Annotated in this window: 13 protein-coding genes and 1 tRNA gene; 6 read left to right on the top strand and 8 right to left on the bottom strand. The window is 59.6% G+C overall.

Annotated elements, in window-relative coordinates:
- The first annotated feature begins 260 nt into the window (after positions 1 to 260).
- Positions 261 to 866: a 7-cyano-7-deazaguanine synthase gene (locus DOM36_RS12230; RefSeq protein WP_110643250.1), complete on the top strand. Its 606-nt coding sequence runs from the start codon at positions 261 to 263 to the stop codon at positions 864 to 866.
- 592 nt (positions 867 to 1,458) lie between these two features.
- Here DOM36_RS12230 and DOM36_RS12220 read toward each other — a convergent pair.
- Together DOM36_RS12220 and DOM36_RS12215 are read right to left on the bottom strand one after the other, a co-directional pair.
- Positions 1,459 to 2,292, bottom strand: a complete 834-nt coding sequence (locus DOM36_RS12220) for an 8-oxoguanine DNA glycosylase (protein ID WP_110643248.1) — start codon at positions 2,290 to 2,292, stop codon at positions 1,459 to 1,461.
- Positions 2,292 to 2,969, bottom strand: coding sequence for a DNA adenine methylase (locus DOM36_RS12215; protein ID WP_110643247.1), 678 nt, complete (start codon positions 2,967 to 2,969; stop codon positions 2,292 to 2,294). The genes DOM36_RS12220 and DOM36_RS12215 overlap by 1 nt, the downstream gene beginning before the upstream one ends.
- A 1,214-nt stretch (positions 2,970 to 4,183) precedes the next feature.
- On the opposite strand from DOM36_RS12215, the gene DOM36_RS12200 reads away from it, so the two are divergent.
- From DOM36_RS12200 to DOM36_RS12190, 3 genes are all read left to right on the top strand, one after another.
- Positions 4,184 to 4,642 carry a type II toxin-antitoxin system antitoxin SocA domain-containing protein gene (locus DOM36_RS12200; protein ID WP_110643244.1) on the top strand — a complete coding sequence of 153 codons (459 nt, stop codon included), beginning with the start codon at positions 4,184 to 4,186 and terminating at the stop codon, positions 4,640 to 4,642.
- Positions 4,605 to 5,057, top strand: a complete 453-nt coding sequence (locus DOM36_RS20100) for a hypothetical protein (protein WP_157958634.1) — start codon at positions 4,605 to 4,607, stop codon at positions 5,055 to 5,057. Before DOM36_RS12200 ends, DOM36_RS20100 begins: the two co-directional genes overlap by 38 nt.
- A 420-nt stretch (positions 5,058 to 5,477) precedes the next feature.
- On the top strand, positions 5,478 to 6,077 hold the full coding sequence (locus DOM36_RS12190) for a hypothetical protein (protein ID WP_110643242.1): 600 nt from the start codon (positions 5,478 to 5,480) through the stop codon (positions 6,075 to 6,077).
- A 418-nt stretch (positions 6,078 to 6,495) separates the two neighbouring features.
- On the opposite strand, the gene DOM36_RS12185 is transcribed toward DOM36_RS12190, so the two are convergent.
- Positions 6,496 to 6,572: transfer RNA gene (locus DOM36_RS12185), tRNA-Arg, on the bottom strand.
- 292 nt (positions 6,573 to 6,864) lie between these two features.
- Between DOM36_RS12185 and thiM the strand changes: the two genes are divergently transcribed.
- A complete protein-coding gene (gene thiM / locus DOM36_RS12180; protein ID WP_110643241.1) occupies positions 6,865 to 7,701 on the top strand; it encodes a hydroxyethylthiazole kinase in 837 nt (278 codons plus the stop codon).
- Between the two features lie 7 nt (positions 7,702 to 7,708).
- On the opposite strand, the gene cysE is transcribed toward thiM, so the two are convergent.
- Both cysE and rep read right to left on the bottom strand, forming a co-directional pair.
- Positions 7,709 to 8,551 (bottom strand): serine O-acetyltransferase, encoded by an 843-nt coding sequence (cysE, locus tag DOM36_RS12175; protein ID WP_110643240.1) that lies wholly within the window; start codon positions 8,549 to 8,551, stop codon positions 7,709 to 7,711.
- 56 nt (positions 8,552 to 8,607) lie between these two features.
- A complete protein-coding gene (gene rep, locus DOM36_RS12170; RefSeq protein ID WP_075570113.1) occupies positions 8,608 to 10,656 on the bottom strand; it encodes a DNA helicase Rep in 2,049 nt (682 codons plus the stop codon).
- A gap of 97 nt (positions 10,657 to 10,753) precedes the next feature.
- Between rep and DOM36_RS12165 the strand changes: the two genes are divergently transcribed.
- Positions 10,754 to 11,209 (top strand): GNAT family N-acetyltransferase, encoded by a 456-nt coding sequence (locus tag DOM36_RS12165; protein ID WP_110643239.1) that lies wholly within the window; start codon positions 10,754 to 10,756, stop codon positions 11,207 to 11,209.
- A 30-nt stretch (positions 11,210 to 11,239) separates the two neighbouring features.
- On the opposite strand, the gene trmL is transcribed toward DOM36_RS12165, so the two are convergent.
- The 3 genes from trmL to pyrE form a co-directional block, all read right to left on the bottom strand.
- Positions 11,240 to 11,710: a tRNA (uridine(34)/cytosine(34)/5-carboxymethylaminomethyluridine(34)-2'-O)-methyltransferase TrmL gene (gene trmL / locus DOM36_RS12160; RefSeq protein ID WP_110643238.1), complete on the bottom strand. Its 471-nt coding sequence runs from the start codon at positions 11,708 to 11,710 to the stop codon at positions 11,240 to 11,242.
- A 126-nt stretch (positions 11,711 to 11,836) separates the two neighbouring features.
- Positions 11,837 to 12,406 carry a YfaZ family outer membrane protein gene (locus DOM36_RS12155; RefSeq protein WP_075570111.1) on the bottom strand — a complete coding sequence of 190 codons (570 nt, stop codon included), beginning with the start codon at positions 12,404 to 12,406 and terminating at the stop codon, positions 11,837 to 11,839.
- A 173-nt stretch (positions 12,407 to 12,579) separates the two neighbouring features.
- A complete protein-coding gene (pyrE, locus tag DOM36_RS12150) occupies positions 12,580 to 13,284 on the bottom strand; it encodes an orotate phosphoribosyltransferase (protein WP_075570110.1) in 705 nt (234 codons plus the stop codon).
- Between the last annotated feature and the right edge of the window lie 62 nt (positions 13,285 to 13,346).

The raw sequence follows: 13,346 nt of genomic DNA, 5'->3' as shown, positions 1-13,346 counted from the left end.
ATCTTGAATTCTTCGGTGTATCGTTGACGGCTCATGGAACCTCCTGCTGCCTTCAGTATAAGGCCTGGAGGTGTCTACGAAACTAGGGGCGATTCAACGATATATGAGATCGGTTACGCTCGAGCGCTGAATAAGCCCGTTGTTTTCTATGTAGAGAATGAGTCCGCCCAAGACAGGAAAATGATGGAAGGCTCCGACTGCCTTATCACCGATGACTACGTGAGCGCGATCTATCAGATGACTTGGGCGGCGGTGGAACTATGAAGACAGGGCTATTGCTATCCGGCGGTATGGACTCCCTCACGCTTGCTTGGTGGAAGCGCCCAGATATTGCGTTCACCCTGAACTATGGCCAGCTGGCCGCACAGGCCGAGATCGAGGCTTCAAGGACCATTTGCCAACAGCTGAATATTTCCCACTATGTAATCGAGGTCGACTGTCGACCGTTGGGCTCTGGGGACATGGCAGGCACTCAATCCGATAACCTTGCTCCCGCTTCGGACTGGTGGCCATATCGGAACCAAATGCTGGTCACGCTAGCGGCCATGAAAGCGATTTCGTTTGGTGTGACACACCTGTGGCTCGGCACAGTGAAGTCGGATGGCTTCCACAAAGATGGTTCGCCCGAGTTCATGGCTGCGATCAGCCATCTGCTCTCTCTTCAGGAGGGCGGAATGGTGGTAGAAGCTCCTGCGATCAAGCTTTCCACCGCTGAGCTAGTACGCCAGTCGGGTATCCCGGCCGGCCTACTAGCATGGGCCCACAGCTGCCACAAATCGCACGTGGCATGCGGCAACTGCCGAGGCTGCAACAAATACATGGAGGTCTTCCATGAGGTTGGGTATGACCTGGATCGATCTGGCTGATCCCCTCCCTAGAGCGACGCCTGAACCCTATACCCCACTCATGTGGGAGGTGGGCGAGATCCGCGCGCTCCCGTTCATGTCGGAAGCGCCTGATCGTTCATTCAGCGAAGTTTTAGACGCACGTGTCTCGCATCGCGAGTTCAGCTTCGTCAATGACCATCAGCTAGGTTCGTTCCTCTGGATGGCATGCAGGACACGAGGTACGGGCGTTTCGAATTTAGGATTCGACCTTGAGCACCGTGCTACGCCATCTGCAGGCGCGATTCACCCGATTCATGTTGTCGTAAAACGACCTAGTGATGATCGGTGGTGGCTGTACGAGCCGAGGGCCCACCAGTTACTTGAGCTCAAGCACGCCCCCGCGAAGCTTGCAGGGTTGTACGACCTCAGCATGCAAGTTCTGGAAGGTGCTCAAGCGACCCGATTCCTATTTCTAGCTGAGCCCGGAAAGACACTCAGCAAATATCAGGATGGCTGTAGCCTCGTTTGGCGCGATGCGGGAACTCTACTCGGTGTAATGGCACTTACGGCGGCAGCTCAAGGGCTCAACTTCTGTCCTCTTGGGATCACAGGGGAGCCATGGGCTTGCACCTTAGCCGATCAAGGCAAGCTGGCTGGAGTTGGCCTTGCGCTTCTTGGCTCGGCTGCGAGCGGGTGAATCAGGGTTATATTGGCCCATTCCCATGATGCTGTGCACCGTGGCGGAAGAGGACATCATCTCTAGCCACATTAGCGCATCCAGCTCGGACGCTCTGACCCCGAGCCCCTTGCTGAAGCGGATGAATTGCTCCTCAAGCTCCAGGTAGTTGCGCTCGACAGTCAGGTTGTCCTCGAAGAACTTACCCATAAACCCGGCCCGCAGAATATGGATGTCCAAGATGGCCACGTCGTCAGCGTCCAACCAGTTGCGGGCTACCCAAGAGGCGGTCTTGTAACCGATACCAGGAACATCCAAAAGCCAGTCACGCAGCTTCTTACCGGTGGTCATAGGGGGTCGTTCAGCTGACAGCTTCCGTAGAGCCGCGCTGAGATAGCGAGCCTTCTGCTTGGCGAAGCGATACCGCACTTGACGCGTATCTATGGTCAGGGGCTCTTTGAGCCATTCAAGCAGTGTTGCCTCTGACGGAGGATGCTCGCCAAACGCCCCACGTTCTCTCAAATGATGAAAAGCAGCGATGCCTACGTTTGAAGGGATGCCGTGCCCGCCCAACAGACAGGCTCCGACTTCCTCTTTCAGAGTTTCCCCGAGCTTGTAGTTGATCCGATTACCGGTGAGCCGTCGGGCATACACTTGGTAAGCCCAGTAGGCCGGCGTTGAGAATGCCTCCATGGCTCCCCATGGTACACCGGGGATAACCTCGGCCTCCGCTTTGGGTAACTCGACATTGAAGACTACCTGTTCCATGAAAATAGCGCCCAGCTGCATTAGGCGGCCTCCTCATCATTACCATAGTGTTTCTGCATCCACTGCAGTAATTCGTGTCGCTCAATAGGATCCAAGCTCTCAATACGTCTGCGGAGTCTAGTTTGGCGGCGCTGAATAGTTTGACGGTCCCGGAAGGTCTCGCCCAGAAATCGGCTGTCGTGCAAACGACTAGGGGAATTGAAGTTCATCCACACCGTCTCCTCGCGTATCTCTACATGGGTCTTAGCCGAAAAGCTCACCTTTCGCCATCCGACTAGCTCTTGGTTATAGAGATCGCAGTCATAACCCGACAACATCACTTTGCAAGGTAAGGCGATTAAGCAACGCAGTAGACGGACGTGGTCATCTTCGGAATAGTCGCACCGGTAAACCTTCTCTTGACGACGTGTTTCAGGAAGGTAGGGCGGGTCCACGTAGACCAACTCCTCACCTCCAAATGCGTAGCTTTCGAGGAAGGAAACAGCATCGATCTGGTGGAGCTCACAGATTCCAGGCAGCTCCGATTCCCAACGCTCGATGACCTTGATATCTATGTCCAGACCGATGTTCCGCCGCGCAGCTTTCTTATTGCGCATGACGGCGCCGCCGCCAAGGTGGGATTCAATGTATACCTGATGCGGAGGCATCATGTTGATCAAGCGCTGGTAGCACTTGCCCTTGCCGCCTGGATATCTCATGCACTAATCATCGTCAGATTTGACGATGATGTCAAACTACAGCGTTAAACGGCACCATGAGCAAAATGCATCATTCCGCATCATTTTTTCCGGCTTCCAATCGCCCCGACGGCCCAGCACTGGCGCGGCCCAGAGCCCTCTGCAACACTGCAACAAAACCGACCCATTTAGCGCGCAGGCGGGGCGGGGAGTCGACAGCGCGCCAGCGGGTCGCAAGCGGATCGGGCGGCGAAATCTGGCCACGGGAACGCGACTCAGACTCAGCCGCTTCCTCGCTGCCAGGAGAGGGCTTGAGCAGCCACATCGAGCCTTACGCTGCCAGACCACTACAGCGCCTCAGAAACCTCCTCGAGAAGATCTGTGCCATAGGAGTTATCGACGGTGCAGAGCCATTGTCCGTCCGAGCGGAAGAAACACTCAATTCAATGTCCGGAATTAGTTGACCATTACAAGGCTATGGGTCGCGGGCGTGCCGGGACCAGCCAGAGGTCGAGCCCCATCGCGTCCCCATTACTATCTATGGGGACAACTCGATGAGGTTTCCCCATTCGCGTGCGCACCCGCGCGAGTGGGGACAGTTGGCGCCTGGCCTCCCCAATGGGGACAGATGGCCTCCTGGCAGAGAGCATTTTGCCCTTTTGACCGGGATCATTTGGAGTGATGATTTTCGGACCAGTACGCGCGCATGGAACTGTTGCCGCCGTGCCGCCATGTCGTGCCGTACCACCAATACGGTGTCCGCCAAGCCAAGAATGTGGAGGCAACTATGAAGTCTGAGGGTTTCGACCCGGTGCTAAATCTTAAAGAGTCGGCCGAGTATCTGGGCGTAAGCCGGACGACGCTTTGGCGGATGCATGCCAAGGACAGCCTGATAGCTACACCCGCCCGCTTCAGTAGGGGCAAGACTGGCTACCTAAAGTCGTACCCCGAGACCTGGAAGCGCGATCGTATGCACGAGGCGATGCAGCGCCAGGGATAGACGCTACCCGAACAGCCACTGCCTTGGCCGGCGGTTTCCATTTGCTGGTTTCCAGCCAGGTTTCCACAGTTTGTCGATGGTATGGCCTTAAAAACAGCACCACAGCGGCCAAGGCTATGTGATAGGGTTCAGCCACAGCGCGTGGCGCAGGCTTGTAGATCACTGTATATTGAAACAGCGATCCTCAACCCCTATAACAAGCATCCCACGAGTTCACCACAGAGGGAGGTGCTAAATGGCTATCTCCGCAATGCAGGCTGCCAAGATCGCTTGCGAAGCGTCTGGCTGGAAGTTGAGTAACCTACAGCTCCATAAAATCCTGTACCTAGCTCACATGGTTTACTCAGGTGACCATGATGGTAGCCCGTTGATCGAAGATGAGCGATTTCAAGCATGGGCCTACGGCCCGGTGCTGCCATCGGTGTACCGCTACGCCTCAAGTTACGGTAGCTCGAGCATCCAAAATATCTTCAATCACGTGCCACCAGTCGCTCCGTGGAGCGATGAGTACAAGACCATTGTCGACGCTGTAGCCAGCCTTGGAGAGATGGCGCCCTTCCAACTGGTGGAGATTACGCACGAGCCCGGTTCAGCTTGGTCGCGTTCGTACTCACCTGATGTTCGTAACGTAACCATCAATCAGGACGATATTCTTCGTGAGTACCAATCCCGATTCGCAAAAGCAGAGCACTGATCAGAGTAACCGCTTTGACGACATGAAGCGGAAACTCCCTCCTGGAGAAGCGCGAAGCGCGGCGGAAGCCGAGCTGGAGAATTCGTTAGCGGGAGAAAGGGATGGGCGTCGAGAGGATCGGTTTTTGTTTGCTGTCGCGCTAATCGTGATCTTTGATATCTGGGCGATGCATGACGTTGACACTTGGACGGTGCCAGTTGTCGTAGGGGTGATCGAGCTGTTCTTCCTTCTCATCTTCGCAAGGCGAATGGGGGTCGAGGAAATACATTTCTGGCTCAATCAGCTTTTGCCTCACTTCAAAGTGGGAATAAAAAAACCAGAAGAAAGTGCAACTACCGATACGCATGCAGACGCGAGCCCACGTCAGGGGCAACCACCGCAGAACAAAGATCCACGGGCAGAACCACGCGACTGACACTCCTTCAGTATCTCCTCTAGCCATATCCCCAACACTAGCCATGTTTCTGCACCGGTTCGCGGACTTGGTACGTACCCGGTACGAGCTAAAGGTACGAATTCCGCCAGCTTGGCCATCCGCGCCGGTAGCAAACCTACTCTCGCCGGTAACGTTGGGTTACGCTCGAGTTGCAGCCGTCAGAGAACGGCATTCACGAGACGAGGGAACAAATATGGTCGGTATGCTCCAAATCATCACAATGCTGTTGTGCTTCTACCTGGTGGTGAAAGGGGTAGAGATTCTTCAAATAGCAATCTGCTCTCCGAAAGAGACCAAGGGTCTGGGGCTTGCCATAGGGTGGGTTTCCCTAGTCGCGTGCATCGTCGTGGCTGTGTGGATTTTCAACACCCAGATGGATCAGGCAATGGCGGTCGGATCATGATCAAGAATCTGATATTCGCTGTTTCCGCAGCAGCGCTGTTGGCAGGCTGCAGCACCCCCTCCCAAACTCAGAGCACAATGTCTCCTGCAGCGGAGCGAGAGGCAGGGATTAATGCCGGTGTGGACATGGCGATAGCCAACATCCGGAAAAACGGGCTCACTCCGATGACTGCAGACCAGTGCATTGAGCAATACCCGGCTGATGCCATGCAGACCATGAATGGAGTGACGTTCGCTCCACGAGATCTTTGCCTTCGTGTGGCTCAGAAATACTACTCATCTGCCGCTACCGAGAAACCTGCGAGCATGCGTGAGCAATTCGAGCTCACCATGGCTCAAGAATCTGAAGCCAAGGCTGCAGTCTCCCAGCGCCTGAAAGATCCAGAATCCGCCCAATTCGAAGGGCTGTATGGTAGCCGCCTGAAAAGCGACCACTCCAAGTGGTCAATCTGTGGGATGGTGAACGCCAAAAATAGCTTCGGTGGGTACACTGGGGCAAAGCCGTTCATGTACCTGCCGGGGAACGGCGTGGTATTCCCGGGTGAGCCGGGAAGCATTGATAGCGATATGGTCAGGCTTGGCTGTGGAGGCGACTGATCAGATCAAGACACTGCCTCTGTTCCGTCCTGTTCCGTCACTCATCACCCTGACGGAACACCTCTAGCCCTTATGGTTACTGGGTGTTCCGTCTGTTCCGTCGATAAATAGAGAGCTCCGCTAAAAGCGCCTGATCGGTGCTAACGGATGGTTCGATCGATGAAGGTATCCACGCAGGTATCCACCAAAAGGCCGTGATTCCGGCTTCATAGGTAATGCTGAAAACCGCCACCGGCTCGGCAGTCTCGAGCGGTAGCTGGGAACGGAATCTGTGCGCCACAACGTCGGGCAGCCAAGCACGGCCGAAAACGGACCAAAAGAGCTTTGGAATTGCCGGGAGTGATTACCAGAGTGGTTACAGGCGCGAGAATCAGTCTGTGGAGGATATCGACAATATCGCTAAGCGACTGATTTTAAATGGCGCGCCCAGCAGGATTCGAACCTGCGACCCCTGCCTTCGGAGGGCAGTACTCTATCCAGCTGAGCTATGGGCGCGCGATGACGTGACGTCGTGCCGAATGGCGTGGATAGCCGAGTGGCCCGCCAACAGCGCGGCCATCCTACCCGCTCGGCCATTGGCTGTCCAGCCACGACTCGGCGTCGCGACGGCTTTCGCGATGCCGAGTCGTGATTATACTGAAACGGACGCATCGCCGATCAACGACCGGCGACGAGGGCGACATGCGCTCGATACTTTCCTTAGCGACTCCGGCGCGTCTGCCGGCCCGGTGTTTGACGACTTGGCTGGCAATCGTCGACCGGATCGCCGAAAAAACCCGATGACGACATGATCGAAACCCCGCTTCAAACGATCGAATGGCAGAACCGCCTGCTGGCCACACACGGCCGCCTGCGCCAGCGTGCGCCGCTGGTGCACTGTCTGACCAACCAGGTCACCGTCAATTTCGTCGCCAATGTGCTCCTGGCCGCCGGGGCGTCTCCGGCGATGACCGATCATCCCGACGAAGTCGAAGACCTGGCAGCGGCCGCGGATGCCTTGCTGATCAATCTGGGTACCCCTAGTGCCGATAGCGTGGCCGCGATGCAACGGGCCAGCCAATCCGCCAGCCGGTCGGGGACGCCCTGGGTGCTCGACCCCGTCGGCGCGGCGGCGCTGCCATTGCGGCGAGAGCTGAGTCTGACCCTGATGGCCCATCGGCCGGCGGTGATTCGCGGCAACGCGTCTGAGGTCATGGCCCTGGCGGAGAACGGCACCCGCGGGCGCGGCGTCGATACCCAGCACGACTCGGGGGATGCGCTGGCGGCCGCCCATCAGCTACTGGCGCAGAGCGACGGCGTGGCGATCTCGGGCCGGACAGACCGCCTGCTGGGCCGTTCGACTGCCACGGCCGATGCCGTGACGGTGGGCGTCCATGGCGGAAGCGCCTGGCAACCCCGGGTGACCGGAACCGGCTGCACGCTGGGGGCGCTGATCGCCGCCTATCTCGCCGTCGCCGACACGCCGCTGGATGCGATGATCTGTGCCCATGCACACGCGGCCGCCGCGGCCGAAAGAGCCGAACTGGCGGCACGTGGCCCCGGCAGCTTCGCGGTAACCTGGCTGGATGCACTGGATAACGTCGACCTGACCGATTTTCTCGCGGATCGCCTGACGCTGGATTGAGATCGTCCTAGCGCCCGCAGCAGAGCTTGCCGTTGGCGGGCACGGTCCGAGCCGGGTTTTCCGGGTCCAGTGGCTTGTCGAGGCAATGCTGCATTTCCCGTGAGGGTGCCGCGCAGCCGGCATCGCCGACGATACGCGCCGGGACGCCAACCGCCGTAGTGTGAGGCGGCACCGTCTTCAGCACCACGGACCCGGCGCCGATACGGGCCCCTTCGCCGATCTCGATACTGCCGAGCACCTTGGCGCCGGCACCGATCAGCACGCCACGGCGCACCTTGGGGTGGCGATCCCCCGCTTCCTTGCCGGTGCCGCCCAGGGTCACGCCCTGCAGCAGCGAGACGTCGTCCTCGATGACCGTGGTCTCGCCGATCACCACGCCGGTGGCGTGGTCGATGAACACACCGTTGCCGACCCGTGCCGCTGGGTGGATATCGGTCTGGAACACTTCCGAGCTGCGACTCTGCAGATAGCGCGCCATCTGCCGGCGGCCGCTCTGCCACAGCACGTGGGCGAAGCGATGCACGGTCAAGGCGTGGAACCCCTTGAGATAGAGCAGCACTTCGGTGACCTGGCGAATCGCCGGATCGCGTTCGATCACTGCGTTCAGATCCTGGCCGATGCCTTCGCCGACCAAGGGATCGCCGGCCAGCAGCTCGTCGAACAGCTTGATCAACTGATTGGCCGCCAGATCGGGGTGCGCCAGGCGTTGGCCCAGGCGATAGGCCAACCCCGCGCCCAGCGTCGAGCGATTGAGCACCGCGCCCAGCATCAAGGGGGTCAGCAGCGGCTCCTGCCGCGAGACCGTCATCGCCTCGTCGCGGGCCTGCTGCCATAGCTCGATCGTGTTCATCGTCTCTCCTTGAGGTGCCTACCCGCGACTGTCGCCACCGGCGCCAGGTGGAATCTCTAGCCTAGCAGCGAACGCAGCCCGGCGATGGCGCTCTGGCCGCGTTCCTGCTTCTTCTCCGGGTTTTCCTTGTCGGCGCGGCCTTCCCACTCCAGATCGTCCGCCGGCAGTTCGTCGAGGAAGCGACTCGGGGTGCAGTCGAGCAGCTCGCCGTAGGCCTTGCGCTGGCGAGCGAGGGTCAGGGTCAGCGTGCGCCGGGCGCGGGTGATGCCGACATAGGCCAGGCGGCGCTCCTCTTCCACGGTACCGGATTCGATGGAGTTGCGGTGCGGCAGCAGCTCTTCTTCCAATCCCATGAGATAGACGTGGGGAAACTCGAGCCCCTTGGAGGCGTGCATGGTCAACAGCTGGACGCGGTCGGAGTCGTCCTCTTCGGCCTGCTGCTCGAGGATATCGCGCAGCACCAGCCGCGAGATCGCCGACTGCACGTCGTCGGTCTCCTCCGAAGCTTCACCGTCTTCGTCGTCGCGGTGCATGGACTTCTCGAGCTGGTCGATCAGCGTCCAGACGTTGGCCATGCGGCGCTCGGCAATGGTCGGTGCGCTGGCGTTCTGATAGAGCCAGGCTTCGTAGTCCATGTCGCGGATCATCTCGCGAATGGCGGCGATGGCGTCGCCCTGGTCCATGCGCTTGCGCACGCCATCGATGAAGTGGGCGAAGCGGCCGAGACGCTCGACGGCGCGCGTGGGTAGCACTTGCTCGAGCCCCATCTCATGGCAGGCGGAGAACATCGAGCCGCTGCGCTCACTCGCATAGTTGGCGAGCTTTTCCAGCGTGCCGGGGCCGATCTCGCGGCGCGGCACGTTGACGATGCGCAGGAAGGCGTTGTCGTCGTCCGGATTGATCAACAGCCGCAGATAGGCCATCGAATCCTTGATCTCGTTGCGCGAGAAAAACGAAGTGCCACCGGAAAGCTTGTAGGGGATCTGGTGATGCTGCAGCTTGAGCTCGAGCAATCGCGCCTGGAAGTTGCCGCGATAGAGCACGGCGAAGTCACGCCATTCGGCGCGCTCCTTGATCCGGCGCGTCAGGATCTCGCCGGCGACGCGTTCGGCCTCGGCCTCCTCGTGGCGGTTGACCACCACCCGGATCGGATCGCCCTGGCCCATGTCCGACCACAGCGTCTTCTCGTAGACGTGAGGGTTATTCGCGATGAGCGTATTGGCGGCGCGCAGGATCGTCGCCGTGGAACGGTAGTTCTGCTCCAGCTTGATCACGTTGAGCCGCGGGAAATCCTCGCCCAGCGTCACCAGGTTCTCAGGCCGGGCGCCACGCCAGGCGTAGATCGACTGATCGTCGTCGCCCACCACGGTGAACGTCGCACGTTCGTCCATCAGCATCTTGACCAGCTGATACTGGCTGACGTTGGTGTCCTGGTACTCGTCGACCAGCATGTACTGGATGCGCTTGCGCCAGCGGGCCAGCGCCTCGGGATCGGTCTTCAGCAGCACCACCGGCAGCATGATCAGATCATCGAAGTCGACCGCGTTGTAGGCCTTGAGATGGCGATTGTAGGCTTCGTAGATCCGCGCGGCGTACTGCTCATCCTCGTCGGCGGCGTGCGAGATCGCAGGTCCTGGCAATATCAGATCGTTCTTCCACTGGGATATCTGGCTCTGCACGCCGTTGATCTGTTCGGCGTCGGTATCCGCTTCCTTCTGCATCAGATCGCGCAGCAATGCCTTGGCGTCTTCGGGGTCGAACAGCGAAAAGCCGGGACGAAAACCGAGCGCCTTGAGCTCGCGGCGGATGATGTTGAGCCCCAGGTTATGGAAGGTGGAAACGGTCAGTCCGTGGCCCTCGCGGCCCTTGAGCATCTGCCCGACGCGCTCCTTCATCTCGCGGGCCGCCTTGTTGGTGAAGGTGACCGCGGCGATCTTGCGCGCGCTCATCCCGCACTCCTGGACCAGATAGGCGATCTTGGTGGTGATCACGCTGGTCTTGCCGGAACCGGCCCCCGCCAGCACCAGGCAGGGGCCATCGATGAAGCGCACCGCCTCCTGCTGACGCGGATTGAGCTTGGCAAGGCGTTGGCGAATATCGGACATGAGGGCAAAATCGCAGAAGTGAGAACGGTAGCAATCCAGAGAACGGCTGAATCAGCACGACGAAATCAGAACAACAGAAGAGAGAATGATACACCCCATGCGCATCGCAAGAGACGATTTACGCGGTCCCGAGATTGCCGCCATGCTGGAAGCCCATCTCAAGGACTTCGAGCCCCACTCCCCGCCCGAAAGCCGCCATGCGCTGGATCTCGACGGGCTGCGGCGCCCGGAGGTTCACTTCTATACCGCCTGGGAAAATAACGAGCTCCTCGGCTGCGGCGCGTTCAAGCGGCTCGACGATACGCACGCCGAGATCAAATCGATGCGTACCGATCCGGCTCATCTGCGCAAAGGCGTGGCGAGGGCGATCCTCGCGCACCTGATCGAGGAAGCGCGCGCCGCCGGCCTGCAGCGGCTAAGCCTGGAAACGGGTCCGATGGCGCACTTCGCCCCGGCAAGACGGTTGTATGAAGCGTTCGGCTTCGACTACTGCGAGCCGTTTGGCAGTTACCGCGAAGATCCGTACAGCGTGTTCATGACGCGAGCGCTCTAGTCTTTGCCTGTCCGCGGGTTTCCCAACGGTTTAAACGTCCACCGCGCCAGCGAAATCCATCTGCCGCCACGCCTCGAAGACGATGATGGCGCAGGCGTTGGAAAGATTGAGGCTGCGGCTGTCCGCGAGCATCGGAATGCGTAGACGCTGCGCCGGGGGTAGCGCTTCGAGCATCGATTGGGGCAGACCGCGGGTTTCCGGGCCGAAGACCAGGGCGTCGCCTTCGCGGAAGTGGATATGGTGGTAACCGTGGCGGCCGCGGGTGGAAACGGCGAATACGCGCTCGGGGCCGATGGTTTCGAGAAACGCGGCCCAGTTGGCATGGACCTGGACCCGGGCCCATTCGTGGTAGTCGAGCCCGGCGCGACGCAGCCGCTTGTCGTCGAGTTCGAAGGCCATCGGTTCGATGATGTGAAGGCGAAAACCCGTATTGGCGCACAACCGGATGATATTACCGGTATTGGGCGGAATTTCGGGCTCAAACAGCACGATATCAAGCATGGCGGCCGGCTCGTATGCGGGTAACTCCTGCATCATACGCAATCGGCGCAGCTTTCTACAGCGCCCCAAAAGCGGCGCCGCTTTCCAGCGCGCCTCGAACCCGGCGCGGTCGTGGTTCAGTACCGTCTAGAAACCGACGCTGACGCCGAGCACCGGTCCGCTATCCAGCGTGTGGCCGTTGTCGTTGTCGAAATCGGTACGCATGTAGCGATAGCCACCATAGACGTAGGTCTGCGAGATGATGTTGACCCGCGCCTGGGCGCCGTACTCGTAGCTCTTTTCCACATCACCGCTGGTCAGGCCTTCCGGCGTGTAGAAGCCGTAGCCGCCGATCGAGGTCAGCGGAATCGGCGTATCGACGAACGCGGAGCCGCCGAGGCCCAGACCACCGCCATTGCCGTAATAGGTGTCCTGATACTGGTAACGACCGCCAACCGACAGGTCGATGCCCGGCAGCCAAGGCGTGAACATCAGTGAACCGGAATAGGCCTTGGCGTTGTGACCGCTGTCATCGGTGTTCAGATAGCCGACGCCGGCCCGCAAGGTGGGGAAGATGGTCTGGCTGGCTTCGACACCGAAGGATTCATCGCCGCCGTTGGCGGATACGCTCAGCGCCATCGCCTGCTGACTGGCGAATACGAAGGTCGCTGTGGCCAGGGCAAAGCCCCAGGGTTTGATCCTGCTGCGGTTGATCATGATGCGTCTCCCGAAATTGGCGCCAAATCGCGTTGGACTAACGGCGTAAGCGTGGCATAATTTCCGAGATTATGAAACGGTGTTTTTAAACCTTTTGTAACCTGCCCGTCGACCAGCGCTGCTGCGGCAAATGGTAGCGGGCGTGACAGGGTCATCACCCGCGGCATCGAAGGTCAGTGGGCGTTGCGGACACCGTAGCGATCACGATAGGCGCGGATGGCGTCAGCCTGTTGGGCGAGGGAAGCGCCGTCCTCGCCACTGCGTGGCTGGCGGGTTTCCAGGTAGGCGAGGAGCTGATCGAGGTTGACGATGCTGACAACCGGCATATGATACGTCGCCTCGACTTCCTGAATCGCGCTGTGGGGCTTCAGACCGTCGGCGTCCTGGCCACGTTCCTGCCGATCGAGAGCGATCACGACGCCCGCGGCTCGAGCACCCGCATCGTGGATGATCTGCATGACCTCGCGGATCGCCGTCCCGGCCGTAATGACGTCATCGATGATGAGGATGTTGCCGCGCAGCTCGGCACCCACGATATTGCCGCCCTCACCGTGGGTCTTGGCTTCCTTGCGGTTGAAGGCAAAGGGCATATCGCGCTGGTGATGGTCGGCAAGCGCAACCGCTGCACTCGCCGCCAGCGGTATACCCTTGTAAGCTGGGCCAAATAGTACATCGGCCTCAATGCCGCTGTCGGCAATGGCGCTGGCATAGAAACGCCCCAGACGGGCCAGGGCGTGACCTGAACGGAACAGGCCGGCATTGAAGAAATAGGGACTGACGCGGCCGGACTTGAGCGTGAATTCACCGAAGCGCAGGACGCCTTCGGCAATCGCAAATTCGATGAACTCTTGCTGATACGGCTGAATCTCGACGCTCACCCCGGGTCTCCCTAAGTCTGATGCAGGTCCTGATGCAGGCCGCAATGTACGGCCTCGTGACG

Origin of the sequence: Salinicola sp. CPA57 (genome assembly GCF_003206035.1) — a bacterium.
In the GTDB taxonomy this organism is placed as follows: Bacteria; Pseudomonadota; Gammaproteobacteria; order Pseudomonadales; family Halomonadaceae; genus Salinicola; species Salinicola socius.
Note: the sequence above shows the minus strand (reverse complement) of the source record. Positions and strands in the feature narration are given on the sequence as shown.

Excerpts from the sequence above, each read along its gene's own strand:
- DOM36_RS12215 (WP_110643247.1), bottom strand. The coding sequence starts at position 2,969 with ATGAGATATCCAGGCGGCAAGGGCAAGTGCTACCAGCGCTTGATCAAC.
- trmL (WP_110643238.1), bottom strand. The coding sequence starts at position 11,710 with ATGCTTGATATCGTGCTGTTTGAGCCCGAAATTCCGCCCAATACCGGT.
- rep (WP_075570113.1), bottom strand. The coding sequence starts at position 10,656 with ATGTCCGATATTCGCCAACGCCTTGCCAAGCTCAATCCGCGTCAGCAG.
- cysE (WP_110643240.1), bottom strand. The coding sequence starts at position 8,551 with ATGAACACGATCGAGCTATGGCAGCAGGCCCGCGACGAGGCGATGACG.
- DOM36_RS12220 (WP_110643248.1), bottom strand. The coding sequence starts at position 2,292 with ATGCAGCTGGGCGCTATTTTCATGGAACAGGTAGTCTTCAATGTCGAG.
- DOM36_RS12155 (WP_075570111.1), bottom strand. The coding sequence starts at position 12,406 with ATGATCAACCGCAGCAGGATCAAACCCTGGGGCTTTGCCCTGGCCACA.
- DOM36_RS12165 (WP_110643239.1), top strand. The coding sequence starts at position 10,754 with ATGCGCATCGCAAGAGACGATTTACGCGGTCCCGAGATTGCCGCCATG.
- DOM36_RS12200 (WP_110643244.1), top strand. The coding sequence starts at position 4,184 with ATGGCTATCTCCGCAATGCAGGCTGCCAAGATCGCTTGCGAAGCGTCT.
- DOM36_RS12190 (WP_110643242.1), top strand. The coding sequence starts at position 5,478 with ATGATCAAGAATCTGATATTCGCTGTTTCCGCAGCAGCGCTGTTGGCA.
- thiM (WP_110643241.1), top strand. The coding sequence starts at position 6,865 with ATGATCGAAACCCCGCTTCAAACGATCGAATGGCAGAACCGCCTGCTG.
- DOM36_RS12230 (WP_110643250.1), top strand. The coding sequence starts at position 261 with ATGAAGACAGGGCTATTGCTATCCGGCGGTATGGACTCCCTCACGCTT.